The 17,906-nt window shown below is 69.5% G+C and carries 16 protein-coding genes and 3 pseudogenes; 7 read left to right on the top strand and 12 right to left on the bottom strand.

Going from position 1 to position 17,906, the window contains the following annotated elements; translation table 11 throughout:
- Nucleotides 1-24: 24 nt before the first annotated feature.
- The 5 genes from IPI43_27195 to IPI43_27175 form a co-directional block, all read right to left on the bottom strand.
- Nucleotides 25-1,077, bottom strand: coding sequence for a hypothetical protein (locus IPI43_27195; GenBank protein ID MBK7777759.1), 1,053 nt, complete (start codon nt 1,075-1,077; stop codon nt 25-27).
- Between the two features lie 130 nt (nt 1,078-1,207).
- Nucleotides 1,208-2,512, bottom strand: coding sequence for an FAD-dependent oxidoreductase (locus IPI43_27190; GenBank protein ID MBK7777758.1), 1,305 nt, complete (start codon nt 2,510-2,512; stop codon nt 1,208-1,210).
- On the bottom strand, nt 2,512-3,318 hold the full coding sequence (locus IPI43_27185; protein MBK7777757.1) for a sigma-70 family RNA polymerase sigma factor: 807 nt from the start codon (nt 3,316-3,318) through the stop codon (nt 2,512-2,514). The genes IPI43_27190 and IPI43_27185 overlap by 1 nt, the downstream gene beginning before the upstream one ends.
- A gap of 69 nt (nt 3,319-3,387) precedes the next feature.
- On the bottom strand, nt 3,388-4,656 hold the full coding sequence (locus IPI43_27180; GenBank protein ID MBK7777756.1) for a helix-turn-helix transcriptional regulator: 1,269 nt from the start codon (nt 4,654-4,656) through the stop codon (nt 3,388-3,390).
- An 88-nt stretch (nt 4,657-4,744) separates the two neighbouring features.
- Nucleotides 4,745-6,448 (bottom strand): hypothetical protein, encoded by a 1,704-nt coding sequence (locus IPI43_27175; GenBank protein ID MBK7777755.1) that lies wholly within the window; start codon nt 6,446-6,448, stop codon nt 4,745-4,747.
- Nucleotides 6,449-6,647: 199 nt separating this feature from the next.
- On the opposite strand from IPI43_27175, the gene IPI43_27170 reads away from it, so the two are divergent.
- Entirely contained in the window at nt 6,648-7,418 is a 771-nt protein-coding gene (locus tag IPI43_27170; GenBank protein ID MBK7777754.1) for an SDR family oxidoreductase, read from the top strand.
- A gap of 11 nt (nt 7,419-7,429) precedes the next feature.
- On the opposite strand, the gene IPI43_27165 is transcribed toward IPI43_27170, so the two are convergent.
- On the bottom strand, nt 7,430-8,053 hold the full coding sequence (locus IPI43_27165; GenBank protein MBK7777753.1) for a TetR/AcrR family transcriptional regulator: 624 nt from the start codon (nt 8,051-8,053) through the stop codon (nt 7,430-7,432).
- Nucleotides 8,054-8,194: 141 nt separating this feature from the next.
- On the opposite strand from IPI43_27165, the gene IPI43_27160 reads away from it, so the two are divergent.
- Nucleotides 8,195-9,562 carry a cytochrome P450 gene (locus IPI43_27160; GenBank protein MBK7777752.1) on the top strand — a complete coding sequence of 456 codons (1,368 nt, stop codon included), beginning with the start codon at nt 8,195-8,197 and terminating at the stop codon, nt 9,560-9,562.
- Nucleotides 9,563-9,577: 15 nt separating this feature from the next.
- Here IPI43_27160 and IPI43_27155 read toward each other — a convergent pair whose 3' ends face one another.
- On the bottom strand, nt 9,578-9,838 hold the full coding sequence (locus tag IPI43_27155) for a hypothetical protein (protein MBK7777751.1): 261 nt from the start codon (nt 9,836-9,838) through the stop codon (nt 9,578-9,580).
- Nucleotides 9,839-9,892: 54 nt separating this feature from the next.
- Here IPI43_27155 and IPI43_27150 point away from each other — a divergent pair, with 54 nt between their 5' ends.
- A complete protein-coding gene (locus IPI43_27150) occupies nt 9,893-10,840 on the top strand; it encodes a CHAD domain-containing protein (protein ID MBK7777750.1) in 948 nt (315 codons plus the stop codon).
- Between the two features lie 53 nt (nt 10,841-10,893).
- Here IPI43_27150 and IPI43_27145 read toward each other — a convergent pair whose 3' ends face one another.
- The 4 genes and pseudogenes from IPI43_27145 to IPI43_27130 all read right to left on the bottom strand — a co-directional run bounded on the left by IPI43_27145 (nt 10,894) and on the right by IPI43_27130 (nt 15,033).
- A complete protein-coding gene (locus tag IPI43_27145) occupies nt 10,894-13,530 on the bottom strand; it encodes a hypothetical protein (GenBank protein MBK7777749.1) in 2,637 nt (878 codons plus the stop codon).
- Nucleotides 13,531-13,612: 82 nt separating this feature from the next.
- Nucleotides 13,613-13,753: pseudogene (locus tag IPI43_27140) on the bottom strand (putative metal-binding motif-containing protein).
- Nucleotides 13,754-13,771: 18 nt separating this feature from the next.
- A pseudogene (locus IPI43_27135) lies at nt 13,772-14,047 on the bottom strand (putative metal-binding motif-containing protein).
- A gap of 476 nt (nt 14,048-14,523) precedes the next feature.
- Nucleotides 14,524-15,033, bottom strand: coding sequence for a hypothetical protein (locus tag IPI43_27130; GenBank protein MBK7777748.1), 510 nt, complete (start codon nt 15,031-15,033; stop codon nt 14,524-14,526).
- Between the two features lie 179 nt (nt 15,034-15,212).
- Here IPI43_27130 and IPI43_27125 point away from each other — a divergent pair.
- A pseudogene (locus IPI43_27125) lies at nt 15,213-15,356 on the top strand (addiction module protein).
- A 14-nt stretch (nt 15,357-15,370) separates the two neighbouring features.
- Entirely contained in the window at nt 15,371-15,802 is a 432-nt protein-coding gene (locus IPI43_27120) for a DUF4281 domain-containing protein (GenBank protein MBK7777747.1), read from the top strand.
- 4 nt (nt 15,803-15,806) lie between these two features.
- Here the strand turns inward: IPI43_27120 and IPI43_27115 are convergent, their stop codons facing one another.
- Complete coding sequence (locus tag IPI43_27115) at nt 15,807-16,553, bottom strand: hypothetical protein (protein MBK7777746.1); 747 nt, start codon at nt 16,551-16,553, stop codon at nt 15,807-15,809.
- Nucleotides 16,554-16,601: 48 nt separating this feature from the next.
- Between IPI43_27115 and IPI43_27110 the strand changes: the two genes are divergently transcribed.
- Complete coding sequence (locus IPI43_27110) at nt 16,602-17,456, top strand: hypothetical protein (protein MBK7777745.1); 855 nt, start codon at nt 16,602-16,604, stop codon at nt 17,454-17,456.
- A complete protein-coding gene (locus tag IPI43_27105) occupies nt 17,453-17,899 on the top strand; it encodes a hypothetical protein (protein ID MBK7777744.1) in 447 nt (148 codons plus the stop codon). The genes IPI43_27110 and IPI43_27105 overlap by 4 nt, the downstream gene beginning before the upstream one ends.
- Nucleotides 17,900-17,906 lie beyond the last annotated feature (7 nt).

The following is a 17,906-nucleotide window of genomic DNA, read 5'->3' as shown; positions in this document are numbered from 1 at the left end:
TTACCGCAGGACCCAACGCCCCCTCTAGCCCGAAAACACCCACTCCCCGGGCAGCGGCTCGTGGTGGTGCAGGCGGGCCGCCGACCGACACACCCAGGCGCTCAGCAAGAGCGCGGCAGCGAGCACGCCGAACACCACCGCGTAGCTCGCGAAGAGATGACCGCCCTCCACCAAGAAGGGCGATACCGCACGTGCCGTGCTCGTGGCTGCCGCCAGGCGGCCCTGGTGCGCCCCGAACGTGGCGCGGCCGTACCACTCGATGAGCACCGTGGCCCGCTCGAGCGTCATGACGCCGCTGGCGGCCCCGAACAGCAGCACGCAGGCCGTCATCGCCCCGCCGTCGAGGGCCACCACGCCCAGCAAGGCAACCGCTTGGGCCCCGAGCAGCAGGGGCAAGAAGCTCGTTCCCCCGGCGACCCGCCGCAGCGGCCCAGAGACCAGCCGGCCCAGCCCCTGTGCACCGCCGGCCAGGCCCGCGAGGCCTGCCGCCGCACCGAGCGAGGCGCCTTGCTCCACCAGGTGCCACATGAGGTAGACGAACACGCCGGTGGACGCGAGCGAGTGCAGCGCCAGCCCCGCCGCCAGTCGTCTCGCGGACGGTGGCGCATGCAGGCGTGCCACCGCCGCGCGCGGTCCGCCCCGGCTCGAGAGCGGCAGCGAGAAACGCGTGGGCACCAGCACCACCGCGAGCCCGACGGCGAGCACGAGCACGGTGTCGCGCCAGTCGTATCGGGCCAACAGCCAGCCCGTGAGCGGCAAGAACACCGTGCTGGCGAAGCCGCCCACGATGGTGAGGCCCAGCATCGCGCGAGAGCGCGCTCGCTCCTCGGGGCACCAGTCCACGATCGTGCGGAACGCCGGCTCGTAGAGCGCCAGCGCTTGCACCACGCCCAGCAGCGCGAAGGCCGCCACCAGCGAGACCATGTCGCCGACCAGCGCCAGCGCGGCGAACACCAGCGGCGCCAGCAGCGCCCCCAACCGCAGCGAGCCGCGGGTGCCGCGCGCATCCAACACGGCGCCCACGTGGCGGCCCATCCAGCCGGCCACCAGCAGGCACACGGAGAACGCCGCCGCCACGTGCAGGCGCGAGACTCGAGGTCCGCCGCGATGGGCACCGAGAGGACCGTGTACGCGTAGTACAGCACCCCCCAGGCCACGAGCTGGTCGAGCGACAGCCCTGCGACCGCCGCCCACAAGCGCCGCCCGCTCAGCAACAGGCGCTCTTGGCGGGCGCGCAGCAGCCACCGCCCGCGTCCTGCGCGGGGGCGCTTCGCGTGCTCGAGCACACACCCGTCTCCGGCAGGTCGAGCTCCACGCGCAGCGCCGCCTCGCGGTCACCGGCGATCATGGCGGCCACCGACCGCGCCTGCTCGTAGCCCGTGGCCAGCAGGAACGTGGGCGCGCGCCCGTAGCTCTTGCTGCCGATGATGTAGAAGTCCGGCTCGGGGTGGGCCAGCTCCACGGCGCCGTGCGGGCGCACCGAGCCGCAGCTGTGCACGTTGGGGTCGATCAGCGGGGCCAGCGCCAGCACGCTCTCGAGCGCAGGGTCTACGCCCAAGCGCAGCTCACGGTCCATGCCCAGGTCCGGTCGCTGCCCCGTGGCCGCGATGATGGCGTCCACGCCGCGCACCACGTGTGGCGCTCCGTCGCGCAGGCCGGCCACCTCCAGCTTGCCAGCCACTTCGCGCAGGGAGTCGATGCGGAAGTGCTGGACCAGCTGCAGGGCACCGCTGTCCACCAGCTCGCGCAGCGCGCTGCCCAGCCGCCCGCGGGCCGGCAGTCCGTCGGCTTCCCCACCGCCGAAGACGCGCGTCAGATCCGCGCTGCGCGTGGCCCACACCACCTTGGTCCCGGGGGTCGCGCTGGCTAGCTCCACCAGCGGCAACAAGCTGTTGGCCGCCGAGTGCCCGGCCCCCACCACCAGCGTGGTCTTCCCGGCGTAGCGCTCGCGGTGGGCGCCGAGCACGTCCGGGATGCCGTAGTGGATGCGATGCGCGAGCGCCGCCTCTCCCCGCGCGGAGATGCCGGCAGCCCCCAGCGGGTTGGGGGTCCACCAGGTGCCCGACGCATCGATGACCGCCCGCGCGAGGATGTCCTCCTCGTGGGTGCGCACCAGGAACGGCACGTCGCCGCGGCCCGCGCTGCGCGTCTTGTCCACGCCCACCCGAGTGATGGCGGTCACCCGGCGGTTGCGACGGATGCGCCCGCTCAGCAGCGGCAGGTTGGCCAGCGGCAGCAGGTAGCGCTGCTGCAGCTCGAGCCCGGTGGGCATGTCGTCGGGCGGCGGAGGCACCCAGCCCGACGCCTCGAGGTGCCGCGCGGCGGCCTTGTCCACGTTGTAACGCCACGGCGAGAAGAGGCGCACGTGCCCCCAGTCGCGCTGGCTCGCGCCCACTTCATCGGCGGCCTCGAGGACCAGCACGTCGAGGCCGCGGTCCAGGAGCTGCACCGCAGCGGACAGCCCCACCGGCCCGGCGCCGATGACGACGACGGGCAACTCTAGGGCACGCATCAGCAGCACCCCTTCTTGGGCGCGGAGGCCGCCTTCGTGCTGCAGCCGCAGCCGGCCTCGCCCGCCGCCTTCTTCTCAGCGTCCAGCGCGCAGCACGCGCTCGCGTCTCCGGGGGCAGGGCCGCCGCAGCAGCCCTTGGTCTCCTCTTGGTTGGGGTTGGTGTTCGTGGCCTCGCGAGTGGTTGTGTTGTTCATGTCCATGGAGTCGCTCGGCCCCACGGAAAGACGCGCGCTCACGCCACAATCGCCGCGCAGCGCCACGCACTCCACCACGCCACCGCGCACGTCGGTCGAAACGCGGCAGAACTCGTGGATGATGCCCTTCAGGTGCTCGCGCCCACGCTGCACGCGGGACTTCATCCCCGAGAGCGAAATGCCCACGAGCGCCGCCGCCTCGGCCTGGGTCATGCCGCGGATCTCGGACAGCTCGATGGCCTGCCGGTAGGGCTCCGGCAGCTGCTCGATCATCGACGCCAGACAGCCAGCGAGAGACACCGCCGCCGCGCGCTCGTCATCGTCCGACACGTACAACAGACCCTCGGCGGCCACGCGCTGGTCGAGCGCCTCACGCCGCGCCCGCTGTCGGTACGCGTCGGCGATGACGTTGCGCGCAATCTGGAAGATCCACGCGTCGATGCGGTCCGCCTCGCGCAGGCTCGGCAGCTGCCCCTGGATGCGCACGAACACGTCTTGCAGCACGTCCTCGGGGTCCACCTCCCGCGGCGCCCGCTTGCCCACGAACGAGCGCAGGGGGGACACGAACTGGTTCCAGAGCAGGGCGGTCTGGTGACTGGGGTGGGCTTCCATGATCTCTGGAGACGAGGATAGCCCTAGAAGGACGCAAGAATTATCTCAGCGGCCGCAGACCGCGAACCTCTATGCCTCGGCCCGCTCCCCCTCCCCGTCCCTGCATGGGGGCTCGACGCCCAGCAGCCCCCCCAGCTCCACCCGTCCGCGAACCCCGTAGCGCGCGTAGACGAGCCCGAGCTGATTGGCCACGGTGCGGACGGATACGCGACGCGTCTCGGCGATGCTTCCGTTGCTGTTGCCTGCGAGGGCCAGGCGCACCACCTCGCGCTCTGCGCGAGAGAGCTTCTCCCAGTGCGCGGAGCTTCCCGAGCGCGGCCCGAGCGCCAGCGTCCGCAGCCCTCCATCACCGATCTCGCCCACGCTGAGGCCGTGTTCGAAGAGCCGCGGCAGATCCGCGCGCTTGGCCCCGCCCAGCTTGGCGAGCACGTCCCGCGCGATGCGGTTGACGGTCCCCGGTGAGAGCCCGAGCAAGTATCCGATCTCCGCGTTGCTGCGGCCCTCGAGCATGCGCTCACCCACCTGGGCCTCGCGCCGCGAGAGCGCGCGCAAGCTCCCCGCTGGCATGTCGTTCTCGTGCACCACCACGAAGCGCTTGCCGTCGCTGTCCACCCAGTCGACCACGCTGTACTGACCGTCGGCGAGCGCGCGGAACAACGCGAGCGCTTCCTCGGGTGACGTGCTTCGCAGCTGCTTGGCGCGCGCGAGCCTGTCCACCGCGTCGGTGAGCATGGCGCGCAGCCCACCGGACGCCACCTCGGGCGACGCATGCAGCAGCTTTCCGTCGGGGCGAAACACGGCGTCGGGTGTGGGGGCGTGCGTGGCAAAGCGGTGCCGCAGCCGCATGGCGGCCCCCAGGTGCGCGACCACCCGGAACCAGCGACGTCGCTCGAGCTGGGTCATCCGCACGCCCGCCGGCACCAGGCTGCCCACCAGCAGGCCGCGGCCGGCGCCATCGCTCACGGAGAAGCCGATGGAGTCCACCCCCGCGTGCAGCGGCTCCACCAGGTCTTCGAAGGCTCGCTCGCTGCGGGCTTCGCCGATGAAGGGGGCGGGGCCGAAGACGGTGGACATCACGCTCTCCGGCATCTCGCGGACCACCTCGCGCACCCACGACTCGTACGCAGCGGGCTCGCGTGGATCACGCACGGACAGCTCGATTCGGCGCTCCCCGAGTTCGTGGTAGAGCACGGTGGAGGCGCCCACGAAGCTGCCCTCCGGGAAGCCCCTGCGAACCGCCGACACCACGCCATCCAACCAGTCAGTGAGGGCGCAGTCGAGGTCGTAGCCCCGCTCGACGACTGACAGCGGATCGAACCGTTGACTGCGACGCGACATCGGCAGAACGCTGCCACCGCGCGCATAGATTGGGATGAGCATTTGGAGGGGTCACGGTGTGTTCGCCCTCCCCTGTTTTTCTGCAAGCTCAGCGCACTTCGAGAACCACATACTGCGACGAGCCGCCGCCGCTTCCGCTCGCGGGTCCGACCTCGATGATGTACGTGCCTGGCACCGTGAAGCCGCTCGTGGCGCTCGTGGCGAATCCGGTCGTCGCCGCGAGAGCGTCTTGCCCCGGGTTCCACGGGTAGCTGGGGCCGCAAAACACGCGGAAGGGGTAGTCGTCCGTGCTCGCGCCCTGCACCACGGCCCCACGGTCCACGAGCAGGAACGCCGGCATGTTGGTGTAGTCCTCGATGGTGTTGTCCGCGTGGTGGACGATGCGCCGCGTTCCCACGAGCTCCCCGTCGGTGTCGAGCACGGGCTCGATCTCGATGCGCTCGTAGGTGCGCCCCAACATCGACGGGACGGTCCGGCCGAGCGACGACGCATACACGTCGGGTAGCGACGTGCCCGGCTCGAAGCAGTCGCGCGGGGGCAGGAAGCGCAAGTACATGGCGTACTGCGTGCGCCAAATCTCTTCGCCCGCTCCCAGCGTGACGGCGAGCGCGTCGTTGAACGTGGTGCTCACCCCGCTGCCCTCGAGACCGGCCGCCACGATGGACAGGTCCTCACCGCTCGTGATCAGCGCCCCATTGAGGTCCGCCGAGGACCCGCTCGCGTTCGAGAAGTCCACTCTCACCGAGGCTTGCCCGTCCGAGAACGCCAGATCGATGTCCAAGCCCTCGGCCACCATGGTGCCGTCCAGGTCGAACATCCTCATGGAGCCGATGAAGCCGTCACCCATGGTGATCTCCACGCGCAGCGCTTTCTCGCGGGTGCCCCGTTGGACGTCCACCGCGTACCAGTCCTCCCCGGTGGCTTGCGTGGCGTGCGTGGCCACCGCGTAGCCCACCAGGATGCGGTTGCGAACGCGCGCGTACGCCGCCAGCGTATCGGCCTCCGTGGAAGGCACACCGGAACTCGCCACCGCCACCACGCCGCCGAACCCGCGACCGAAGTCGAGCAACGCCGTGCCGTTCGACGAGAACGCGCCATACACGTTTTGGATGGCCGGCGCCTCGTACATCTCCACGCCCGGGTCGCGCGAGAACGGCGTCGAGATGTCCCCCACCGTGAACACGTCGGACGCGCAGGTCACGTTGGAGAGCGTCCACTCCCACCCCCCCGTGTTCCCCCCGTCGCGATAGGCCTCCTGGAGCACGATCTCGCGCCCATCGACGCCGCCGCGAATCTGCATGTCGAAGCCCCACTGCTGGCCATCCGGGCGTGTGTTCTGCGCCAGCGGGAAGTAGTGGTAGTCGCCGTCGGTGGCCACGTTGCACGGTCCCCTATCGATGGCGGCGATCGCGCGGCCCGCGAGGGGCAGCACGTACCCGAAGCCCGGCAAGCTCAGCGCGTAGAACGGGTCCTGGAAGAGCGGGTCGTCGGACCCCACCGGGGTCAGCAGCACGCTTGCCCCGGACCGCGCTGCCGTTCCGGAGGCCGTGTAGTCGTCTGCCGTGTTGGCGGGGGTGCCGTTGTCGCCCGTGAGCGTGAACTGACCGTTGGTGATCGAGAGAGACCAGACGTCTCCCGGCGCGGACGTGCCCACGATCTCTGCCGCAAGGGGCGTGGGCGTGTGTCCCGTGGGCATGCCCGTCACGAGCGAGGAGGAGTCGCCACCACCACAGCCTGCGAGTAGTGGTAGGGAGAGCGCGAACACCGAGACCGAGGAGGTTAAGTTCTTCATGCGTGGACTCTGAGTGGTCCGCCCATCCATCGTCGATGGTCATACAGAGGGGCCGCGAGCGTGCGACCTCACCGCACGCCGCGATGCTCGTTGCGCCGCGTGCGTTGCGCCCGCTGCCTCCGCGTTGACGCCGCGAGCTCGGCGTGCTTATTCGCCAGCGGGTGAGATCACGTCTCGAAAGGAAGATCCGATGCCGCGCATGAATCTCGAAGGAAGCTCCTCAATCGTCACGGGTGGTGCCTCGGGCATCGGAGAGGGCTCCGCGCGCCAGCTCGCCGCGGCGGGCTCGAAGGTGGTCATCGCCGACCTCAACGCCGAGCGCGGCGAGGCCATCGCCAAGGAGCTGGGTGGCGTGTTCGTGAAGTGCGACGTCTCGAGCGTGGAGGACGCGCAGGCATCCGTGGCGGCTGCGCTGAAGCTCGCGCCGCTGCGTGCGCTGGTGAACTCCGCCGGGCTCGGTGGCCCCGCCCGCACCGTGGGGCGCGATGGCACGCCGCTGCCGCTCGAGAAGTTCTCGTTCATCATCAAGGTCAACCTGCTGGGCTCGTTCAACATGCTCAGCCAGGCCGCCGCCGCGATGGCCACGCAAGCGCCCATGGACGCCGACGGCGCAAAGGGGGCCATCGTGAACATGGCGTCCGTCGCCGCGTTCGATGGTCAGATCGGGCAGGCCGCGTACTCGGCGTCCAAGGGCGGCATCGTGGGCATGACGCTGCCCATCGCGCGCGACCTCGCGGCGCTGGGCATCCGCGTGAACACCATCGCGCCGGGTCTCATCGACACGCCCATCTACGGCTCGGGCCCGGACGCCGACGCGTTCAAGGCCAAGCTGGGTGAGTCCGTGCTCTTCCCCAAGCGCCTGGGCAGCGCCGAAGAGCTGGCGTTCATGGTCATGGAGTGCCTGACCAACCCGTACATGAACGGCGAGGTCATTCGCGTGGACGGCGGCATCCGCATGCCGCCCAAGTGAGGTGAACGGCGTCAGCTCGGCTGGCGCCGCCACGTCCCCGCGCCCGTGAGCGACGGGATCAAGAAGCGCTCGAGGTACTGCACCAGCGCGTCACGGTCGGCGGCCCGGCTCGAGTCGAACGTCAGCAGCCCCACCACGATCATGACCACCCAGCGCGCGGCCTCCTCGGTGGGCACGTCTTCCGGCAGCAGGCCGCCGTCCGCGGCGAGCGGCAGCAGTGCACCGATGACCGGCTCGAGCAGCTGCGGGAGCGCGGTGCCCGCGATGCGCACCACCGTGGGGCTGTTGGGCTCGCTGAAGAGCGCCACGAACTGCGGGTCGGAGTGGGCCAGCTCCACGGCGCGCACGATGCCCGTGATGAGCCGGTCGGCCGGGTCCTCCACCGGCTCGAGCTCGATCTCGATGCGCTGCGCCATGGCGATGACGCGCTTCTCGAGCACCGCCAGGATGAGCGCCTCCTTGGCGTCGAAGTAGCGGTAGAGCGACGAGCGCGAGCAGCCCACGGCGCGCGCCACGCGGTCGAGGCGCAGCGCGTCGATGCCCTCCTGCTCCATGGCCGTGCCGGCCGCCTGCAGGATGCGGTCGTACAGGGGGAGTTGGTTCTTGGCCTTCCAGTCGGGCGCTGCGTCGCTCACGGGCACGGGCAGAGCATACCTCAAAAATCACAGGACATTTCCAGAGGTTCGTCTCGCGGAGTGGACAAAAATCAAAAACGTCTTGTTCACGGGACAAAACGGCCGTTATGCTCTGCCATCCCCCTGCTCAGGACTCTGCCCGTGACCGCCACCGCCACCCTGCCCTACGACCAGCGTCCCCCGAACAAGCACCTCGGCCACATCCAAGGCGACTACGGGTATCCGTTCTTGGGACGGACCATCGAGATGGTGAAGGACCCGAACGCGCTGTTCGCGGACCAGTATCAGCGCTTCGGGCGCATCAGCCGCACGTCCATCACGGGCTTCAAGACCGTGGTGCTCAACCACCCGGACTACGCGGACGTGGTGCTGCTCGACCGCGACAAGAACTTCTCGTGCAAGATGGGCTGGAAGGGCCACATGGGGGAGTTCTTCGACGGCGGCTTGGTCATGCGCGACTTCGGCGAGCACCGGAACCATCGCCGCATCGCCACCGAGTCGTTCAAGCGCGAGACCATGATCGAGTACGCCACGCAGGTGCAGAGCGTGACGGAGGCCACCGTCAAGCGCTGGGGCGAGTCCCGCGAGATGCTCATGTACGACGGCATCAAGCGACTGCTGCTCGACATCGCGTTCGGCGTCTTCTGCTGGCTGGACGAGCGCGACAAGGCGGAGCTGCCGCAGATCAACCGCGCCTTCACGGACATGATGGAGGGCTCGGTCGGCATGGTGCGCGTGGACTGGCCCGGGACGGACTACCACCGCGGCCTCGAGGGGCGCCGCTACCTGAAGCGCTTCTTCCTCGAGCGCATCGACCGCAAGCGCGCGTCCAACGACCGTGACTCCTTCGCCGCGTTCTGCCGCGCCACCATGGAGAACGGGCAGCCCTACTCCGACGAAGACATCGCCAACCACATGATCTTCCTGATGCTGGCGGCGCACGACACCACCGCCAGCGCGGCCACCATGGCGGCCTACCACCTGGCCAACAACCAAGACATCCAGGACGAGCTCGCGGCTGCGGTCTTGGCCACGCCGCGCCCCATTGGCTACGACACCATGTTCCGCACGCTCCCGCTCATGGCCGGCGTCTTCCACGAGACCATCCGCATGCACCCGCCCGTGGCCATGCTGCTGCGCCGCACGGTGAAGGCCTGCGAGATCGACGGCGTGGCCATCCCCGCGGACACCATGGTGTGCGTGCCCGTCGCCTTCCTGCAGCGCCACCCCGAGTTCTGGACCAACCCGAACGCCTTCGACCCGCACCGCTTCGACGAGGACCGCAACGAGCACAAGGGTCACCCCTTCATGTGGCTGCCCTTCGGCGGCGGTGCGCACAAGTGCATCGGGCTGCACTTCGCGCGCTTGCTGTTCACCAGCCTGTACGCCGAGCTGCTCAGCCAGTACCGCATCGAGTTCCAGAAGCCGGGCTACTTCCCCACCAAGGTGCAGAACCTGCCGTTCGCGAAGCCCACCGACGGGCTGCCGGTGCGGTTGGTCCCGCGCTGAGCCGCTGCGTCGGCCTCACCCTCGCTTCTCCACGAAGCGCGCAATGCCCTCGAACACGCTCTTGGCCACCGCGATGACCGCCGAGCTTTCGTGACAGTGCGGGCAGGGACTGGGAGAGCTCACGGGCTTTCGTCCCGGGAACGCGAAGTCGTCGTTGCAGTAGAACGTGGTGTGGTCGCGGCCCTCGGTCGCGACACGGACCCAGTCCGCCGTGAGGTCCGACCGCGGCCGCAAGCATGAGAGGCAGACCGCGAGCCCATCCGAGGTGTCGAACATGCGCGGACCCTAGACGATTGCGCGCGGGCGTGGGACTTCCATGGTGAATCCACCATGACGACGGAACTCAAACCGCAGGTCGCCCCAGCCGCTGCCGTCAAGGCCGAGCCTGTGGCGCTGAGCCGTGGGGTGAGCGTCGAAGACGGGTTTCGGCTCATCGTGGGCAACTGCCTGAAACAGGTGCAGGACAATCAGCGCGGCGTCGCGCAGGGAGCCGACCCGGAGTGCATACACCAGATGCGCGTGGGAACGCGCCGCCTGCGCTCTGCGCTGCGCTTGTTCGAACGATGGATCCCATTCCCCCCCGCGCTGCAAGAAGAGCTCACCTGGCTCGGTGAGCAGCTGGGAGCCGCGCGTGACGCCGACGTGCTGGCCGACACCACCCTGCCGATGCTCATCGAAGGGTGCCCGCAGGAACCGGACCTCGTGCCGCTCCGGCAGGTCGCGCTGAGCATGGCCGGGGAGAAGCGGCAGCAGGCCGCCGAGGCGGTGACGTCCGTGCGCTACTCGCGCCTGATGCTCGCCCTGGACAGCTGGCTCCAGGGTTCGCGCTTCTGCGAGTCCCTCGACGAGACCGCCCGCGCCGCGCTCCAGAAGCCGCTCGAGAAGCGCGCGAGGAAGACCCTGCGTCGCCGGCACGAGAAGCTGCTCGAGCGCGGCAAGCGGCTGGCGCGCGGAACGCCCGAGGAGCGCCACAGGGTGCGCATCGCAGCCAAGAACACGCGCTACGCAGCGGAGTTCTTCCTGCCGCTCCAACCGTCAGAACAGATGGAGCGCTACATCGAGTGCCTCGAGGCCCTGCAGGATGTCCTCGGGGGCATGAACGACGCCGCCGTCGCCGACCGGCTCCTGCACGACATCGAGGTCAGCCACCCCGAGCTGGCCAGCAGCGCTTCGTTCGCGAGGGAGCACCTTCGCGCCGCGACGATGCAAGACCTCGAAGGGGTGGGCGCGCTCTGGAAGCGGTTCAAGGCCATGGAGCTCGGCCGAGCATCCAGATAGACGCCCCGGCAGGGCACTCGACTGGCCGCTATGTCGACTTCGGCTTCGGCCGCCTACCGCTCGAAGACGTACGCCGCCCCCGGGCTGTCCGAGCGGCTCCGGTCGCTGCGGTCCCCGTTCGTTCGCGGCCCCGCGCCCGATCCCCAGTCTAGCGAGGTGACGGCGATGACCGCCCCATCGGACGAGAGCGAGATGTACCGGTACCCGAAGAAGAAGCCCGCGTACGGGTAAGAAGCCTTCAGGAAGAGCGCCTCCACCCAGGCCTGGTCCACGCGGTCGAAGACGTAGGCCGCGCCCGCGTCCACCTCGGTGTTGCTGAACGGGTCGTCCGCCGAGCGGCTGTCCTCGTAGGGGGCCGTCACGCCGATGTGCTGGCCGTCGCCCGAGATGGACGCGCCGACGCCGAATCGATCGCCCGCGTCGGCATTCCCAGCCACGAGGGTGGTCTCGAACCCCCAGTCCGTGCCATCGAAGGTGTAGACGTAGGCCGCGCCGCTATCCGTACCGACCAGGTCCGCGAAGCGCACGCCCACCACCAGCGTGCGGCCGAGGTCGTCGAGACCGAGCGCGGACGTCTGCCCGAACGAGTCGCCCATGCCAGGGTTCTGCGCCTTGATGTAGGAGTGATAGCTCCACGTCATGCCACTGCGCGTGTACACGTAGACGCAGCCGCTGTTGGGCTGCAGCTCGTCGAAGGCGCCGTTCACGCCGGAGGCGCTGCCGTCTTCGAGCGGAGCGCCCACCGCGAGCGTCATGCCGTCGCCCGACAGGCGCACCGCAGAACCGAACTGGTCGCCCGGGCCGTTGACCGGCGCCTTGATGCGCGTGGCCGTCGACCACATCGAGCCGCTACGCGTGTACACGTAGACCACGCCACTGTCTGTCGAGGAGTTGTCCGCCACGGGTGCGCCCACGCCTGTGGCGCTCGAGTCCTCCGTGGGGCCGCCCACGGCGAAGGTGTCTCCGTCGTTCGACACGGTGATCGACGTGCCCACGTAGTCGTTGGTAGACGGCGCAGGGTTGTTCAGCACCGCCTGCTGCACCCAGGCGTTGCCGTCATGGTGGAACACGAACGCCACGCCGGCATCGAAGGCGCCCACGTCACGGTTGTCGGCGCCCACCACCATGGTGCTGCCATCGTACGAGAGCGCCACCGAAGCCCCGAAGCGGTCCTGCGACACCAGGGTCGACGCGCGGAACGTGGCCTCGAGCTGCCAGGTGGACCCGGACCGCTGGAACAGGAACACCGCGCCCACGGCGTACAGGCCACCCGTGGAGGTGCCGTTGATGCCCGGGGCGTTGTCCCCGTCCAGGCGGTCGCCGAGCGCGATGCGGTTTCCGTCACCCGACACCGACACGACGTCGGCCTCATTGTCCCCACCGCCCGTGGTGCCGCGCAGGTACTGCGAGCGCGTCACCGTGATGGTGGTCTCTTGCACGCAGCCGTCCGCGTGCGTGGCCAGCAACACCACGTCGAAGTGGCTGAGCGTGCGCAGCGCCACGGTGCCGAGGTCGAACGCCGCGCCCGACGCGTGCGTGGCCCCAGCGATGCGCAGCGTGACGTCGGCCGGCGCGCCGATGCTGGGCGTGAACTCCGCGCTGGTGGCCGCCGCGTCCATGACCAGCGTGTAGTGCCGCTGCCCCACCGCGAACGCGGGCGTGAGGGTTCCGCCCGTGGCGCTCAAGCCGGTGAGGTACTCCGTCTCCGACAGGCAGCCGCACGAGCCCACTCCGTTGCCCATGAACCCCACGGGGCACGCGCACGAAGTGCCCATACCCACGGTGCTGCACGTGGCCACCGGCTCCTGGTCGCAGCCCCCGTTGTCGGTGTTGCAAGCCGTGGCGCTGCAGCCCACTTCCATGGCGTCCACCGTGCCGTCGCAGTCGCGGTCGCGCGGGTGGCACAGCGGGGTCGCTCCAGGGTTCGTCGCGGGGTCGAGGTCGTTGCAGTCGGTGGCGTCGGCCACGAAGCCCGCAGGCGCCTCGCACCCCACGCTCGCCACTGCGCGGTTGCCGAAGGTGTCGCCGTCGTGGTCGCGGTACCAGCTCGTGACCCCCCCGGAGGGGCTCGGGTCGTCGTCGTTGCAGTCGCCGCTCACGCTCACATAGCCCTCGGGGGCTTCGCAGGCGCGCCACACGCGGTCCTCGGCGCCGAAGCCGTCTTCGTCCGCGTCGCGGTAGAACGTGCCCGGATCGATGGCGTGCTCGTCCACGCGCTGGTCGCAGTCGTTGTCGAGCACGTCGCAGCGCTCCACGTTCCCGGGGAAGCGCCGGACGTCGTTGTCGGCGCAGTCGCCGGCGCGCGCCACGTAGCCCGTGGGCACGCTGGCGGCCACCACGAACATGGTCGCGTCGCCGTAGAGGTCGCCGTCGAGGTCGCGGAAGAACAGCGCGGGCATCACGTTCTCGTCCACGCTGCCATCGCAGTCGTTGTCCCGGCCGTCCAGGCGCTCCTCGGCGCCTGGACGGCTAGTGGGGTCGCGGTCGTCGCAGTCGTTCCCGCCGCAGCCACTGTCGGCGTAGCCGTCGCGGTCGTCGTCCTCGTAGTTGAACGCGCTCACCACGAAGTCGGCCGCGCCGTTGCAGTTGTCGTCGAGCGCGTTGCACAGCTCGGGTGCCAGCGGCCCGCGCAGCGCGGTGCTGTCGTCGCAGTCGAGCGGCAGCAGCACGTGCATGGCGGTCGGCGGCACGCAGGCCACGGTGGGGTTGAGCTCCGGGCTCCGCAAACTGGTCCGAGTCGTCGTCCAGATACCACGGCGTTGGGCGCGGGTTCTCGTCCGTGCCCCCGTCGCAGTCGTTGTCCACGCCGTCACACACCTCCACCTGCAGGTTGCTGGCGTGCGGGTCGGTGTCGTCGCAGTCGCCCGCCGTGGTGGCAAACCCGGGCGATCCCAAGCACGCCACGATGGGCATGCTCACGTCGCCGCTGTAGTCGCGGTCCGCGTCCACGAACCCCGGGAACGCCACGCCCTCGTCGAAGTCGCCGTCGCAGTCGTTGTCCACGCTGTCGCACACCTCCACGCTCCCGGGCCGAGCCGAAGGCGACAGGTCATCGCAGTCATCGCCGCACTCCGTCCCGCCCGCTCCGTCCGGGTTGCAGCACGCGGCGTCCACGTAGCCGTCGCTGTCGATGTCCCGCCCGCCGAGCGTAGCGCTGTCGCAGTCCTCGTCGTGCCCCGCGAGGTCGCACACCTCCACGTTGCCCACGAAGCGGTTGGCGTCCGTGTCGTCGCAGTCGGTTCCGCCGCACGCGACGCGGTCGGTGCCGTCGTCGTCGAAGTCCGGCATGGTCTCGCAGTCCCCCACGCAGCGGTCGCGCGACTCCTCGCACACGGCGTCGAGCGCGCAGGGCGGATCCCCCGCCGGCAAGCAGCCGAACGCGTCCGCGCCGGGCGCGCCCACCTGGCACGTCTCTGCGCCGTTGCAGAACATGCCGTCGTCGCAGTCCGTCGCGTCCATGCAGGACTGCCGCGCCCCGTCGGCGCCAGCGTCCATGCGAACGCCCGCGTCACCGCAGCCAGGGAGAACAAACAGGGCAGCGGCCAGCGAGCTCGCCAAGGCCACACGGTGAACGTTCATGTCTCGACTCCAGTCCGAAAAGCCAACGAGAGGGTACTGTGTCGAGGGGGTGGGGCGTGTGAATTTCGCTGCAACTGAGGTCGGCGTCGTGCTCGAACGTGAGCCTACGGGCAGACAAGCGCGGTGATGGCCCCGTTGATCTGCACATCGCCGTCACGGGCGGCCACTCGAAGGGTGATCTCGGACTCGCTCACGGCGTCCACCACCACGTAGCCCTCGTGGTAGCTGTGCGATTCGACGCGACCATCCACGGTGCGCGCCAACGCCACCACGATCAGATCAACGCTACCGGAACCCGTTTGCCCGGTGATCTCGAAAACGGCCCCAGCGACCAGAGACTCCGACGGCAAGAAGACCGTGGCCTCGATGGTCCCGACCGCTGGGATATCCACATCGAATGGGTCGCAGCTTGCCCCCGGCGCAGACCAAAAGATCATCGTCGGAGTCCTAGAGGAGAGCCTCGCTATCGCGTTGGTGGTTTGGAACGACTCACCATCCCACTCGAGGACGGCTGGGGTCGTGGGAATGAGAGCGGGGTCGATGCCGCTGCCTTCCTCCGAACAGCCAGCCATCAGCAGCCCGCCCACCAAGAGACATGTTCTCGTGTTCATCATGAGTCGAAGTCCCCTTCGCACGTTGCGCATCGTCCCTCCCTTTCCGTCGGTGAATGCTCTCACCGTTCGCTAGCGCAGCGCAATACGCAGTGACTCATGTCCGCGAACCCAAGCTGATTGCACTCAGGCCCTGTTCGCCAGACACGTGCCGGCCCCGACTGTCCCAGTGACGTCAGCCAAGCCCAGCATGGACCGCCGAGGTCAGCGGTCGGCTCGCGGAGGTAGAGTCTGGAGCCGTGCGCCTCATTCCGTGGGATGAAGCCGAAGCTCGCATCAGGCGTTCGCTCGGACTCCCGTCGCGCTGGCGCGACCGACTCCGATAGGCCGAGACTGACCCATGCCCTTCCTCGACCGCTTCTTTCGCCTCGCCTCCCTCATCGCCCTGCTGGGCTGGGTGGTCGTGTTCGCCTTCCCCTGGGTCCCCGATCCCGCGCGCACCTGGACGCTGGGTGGCGCGCTCGCGTTGCTGTGCGTGCAGTACCTCTTCCTCCTCACGCTGGGCGGCCGCTACGACGCCGAGGGCGAGCGCCCACGCGGCAGCTTCCTCACGCTGCGCGGCGTCATCTCGCTCTTCCGTACGCCACGCGTGGTGCTGGTGGGCTGGATCCACTTCCTGGCGTTCGACCTCTTCGTGGGCGCCAGCATCGCGCTCGACGCCGAGCGCGTGGGCATCTCTCACCTGTGGTGCCTGCCCATCTTGGGCCTCACCCTCATGTACGGACCGGTGGGGATGCTGGCGTACTTGGTGCTGCGGCTAGTGGCCGGCTGAGCGCCTAGAACAGGAACCGCGCGCGCGCGATGCATCGCTGGTCGCTGGGCCGCGTCAAGTCGAGGGCCGCGTCCGACGCCCACTCGGACGTGGTCCACGCTCGCGCCACCAGCTGGTCGCCGGCGTGCGCCTCGCCCTCGTAGTCCACGGCGATGCTGCGTGGCTGACGCCAGTGCATCCCCGGTTCGGCTCCCTGCACCGCACCAAGGAGGGCCAGCCGCCACGTGTCGTCCAAATAGTCGACCACCTGCGTGTGACCCACGTGGCGTCCACGGTTCTCGTCGTTCAGCACCGCTTGAAACGCGCGCTCGAAGGCCGGCGCCCCGTGGGGCACGCCGAGCTCCCTGCCCTGCGTCAGCTGCACGGGCGCGCCGTGCACTCTCCCCGCCACGGACGGGTCCACGGGCGCAGGCCGTCGGTCGGCGCCCATGCGGACGAACACCAGGCGCGCCCGCGCGACGACGGCGCCATCGCCGACACGCGTGAGCTCGTGGTCCATGGCGTAGCTGGTCGTCCCACAGTGCGACAGCCACACCGCGACGGCCACCGGCGCGGGCGTGTCGATGGGCGCGAAAGTGTCGAGGCGGATGGACCGCGCCAGACCGAAGTTGAGCGGTGCATGCAGCGAGTCGTCCGCCGGCACTAGCGACCGAGCGTGCTCCATCCAGTCCATGAGCACCCGTGGACGAGCCACGCGCGATCCGTCGATCTCGTGCCAGCGTGGCTCTACCACCGAGCGGAACAGGTTCATGGCGCGCAGACTACACGGGCCGACGGCGGGCGAGCTATGGTGCTCGCCATGTCGCTTCAGCTCATCGCGCGCGGGCCCATGATCACGACTGCGGCGGCCGCCAAGAAGCTGGCCCCGATCCACCGAGACCAGCTGCTGGCCGCGTTGGCGGCCTACTTCGGGAAGAAGACCAGCTTCGCAGCGGCGTTCCCTGCGGAGGAGCCCGCTGAAGCGCAGCGCTACGAGGTAGTGGCCATGGGGGACCCGGCGCCGCGCTACGATCTCTGGGAGATCAGCGTCGACGGAGGCGTGCTCTTCGCCCACGCGACCACGGACCGCACCAGCATCGAGCTCGGCCAGGGTGGCTTCGAGGTGGTGAGCGACGCGAGCGACACCGACCTCGGTGAGCTGGTGGCCGAGCTGAACGCGGCCGACCGCCTGCCCGACCCCGACGCTCCCCTGATCCTGGAGAAGGACACGTCAGGCGGTCAGACCGTCTTTCGCTTGGCCGGCTTCAGCCGCCCGGACGCCGTGCCGAAGAACAAGAAGGAGTGGGACAAGCTCCTGCGCTGGCCCAACATCTACGTCACGGAGGGCTTCGCCGCGACGTACGCCGCGTCGTTCACACCGGGGAACTGGCAGACGGTCGCTCGCTACGCGTGCTTGTCCGAGGCGTTCATCCTCGAGCACGCGGAGCAGCTCGGCTGGAGCGAGATCAGCCGTCGCCAGGTGTTGTCGGAGGCCTTCCTGGCCGAGCACGCCGACCGAGTGGACTGGGCCGGGGCGTCCCACGAGCAGCGCCTGAGCGAGGGCTTCCTGCGCGAGCACGCCCATCGGGTGGACTGGAGTGCGGTGGCGCAGTCGCAGGCGCTCTCCGGACGTTCATCGAAGAGTTCGCGGACAAGATTCCGTTCCAGCGCTTGAACACCACCAAGCTCTCCGAGAGCTTCATCCGAAAGCACAGAGATGCGCTCGACTGGAGTGGCCCCCTGGGCGTGTCCGAGCACCCTAGCCTCTCCGTGGCGTTCCTGAAGGAACACGCCGACCGGCTCACGTGGTCGAAGGTGACCCTGCGACGCGGACACGAGGAAGACGTCATCGACGCGTTCGGTGACCGCATCGAGTGGCGCCTCCTCGGGGCGAACGTGCAGGTGAGCGAGGCGCAGCTGCGACGCTTCGCCGACCGCATCGACTGGCGCATGGTGGTCCGCTCCAAGAGACCGCTCTCCGACGAGCTGGTGCGCGACCACGCCGCGTTCCTCGACGAGCCGCTGTGGCGCGAGCTCATCGAGACCAAGCGTGTCTCGCCGGCCTACGCCAAGGAGATCAGCGCCCACCTGAGAGCGGCCAAGAAGGCCAAGGGCTGAGCTCTCA

This window comes from Sandaracinaceae bacterium, from assembly GCA_016706685.1.
Lineage (GTDB): Bacteria > Myxococcota_A > Polyangia > Polyangiales > Houyiibacteriaceae > JADJJE01.
This window is presented reverse-complemented; position numbering and strand designations above follow the sequence as displayed.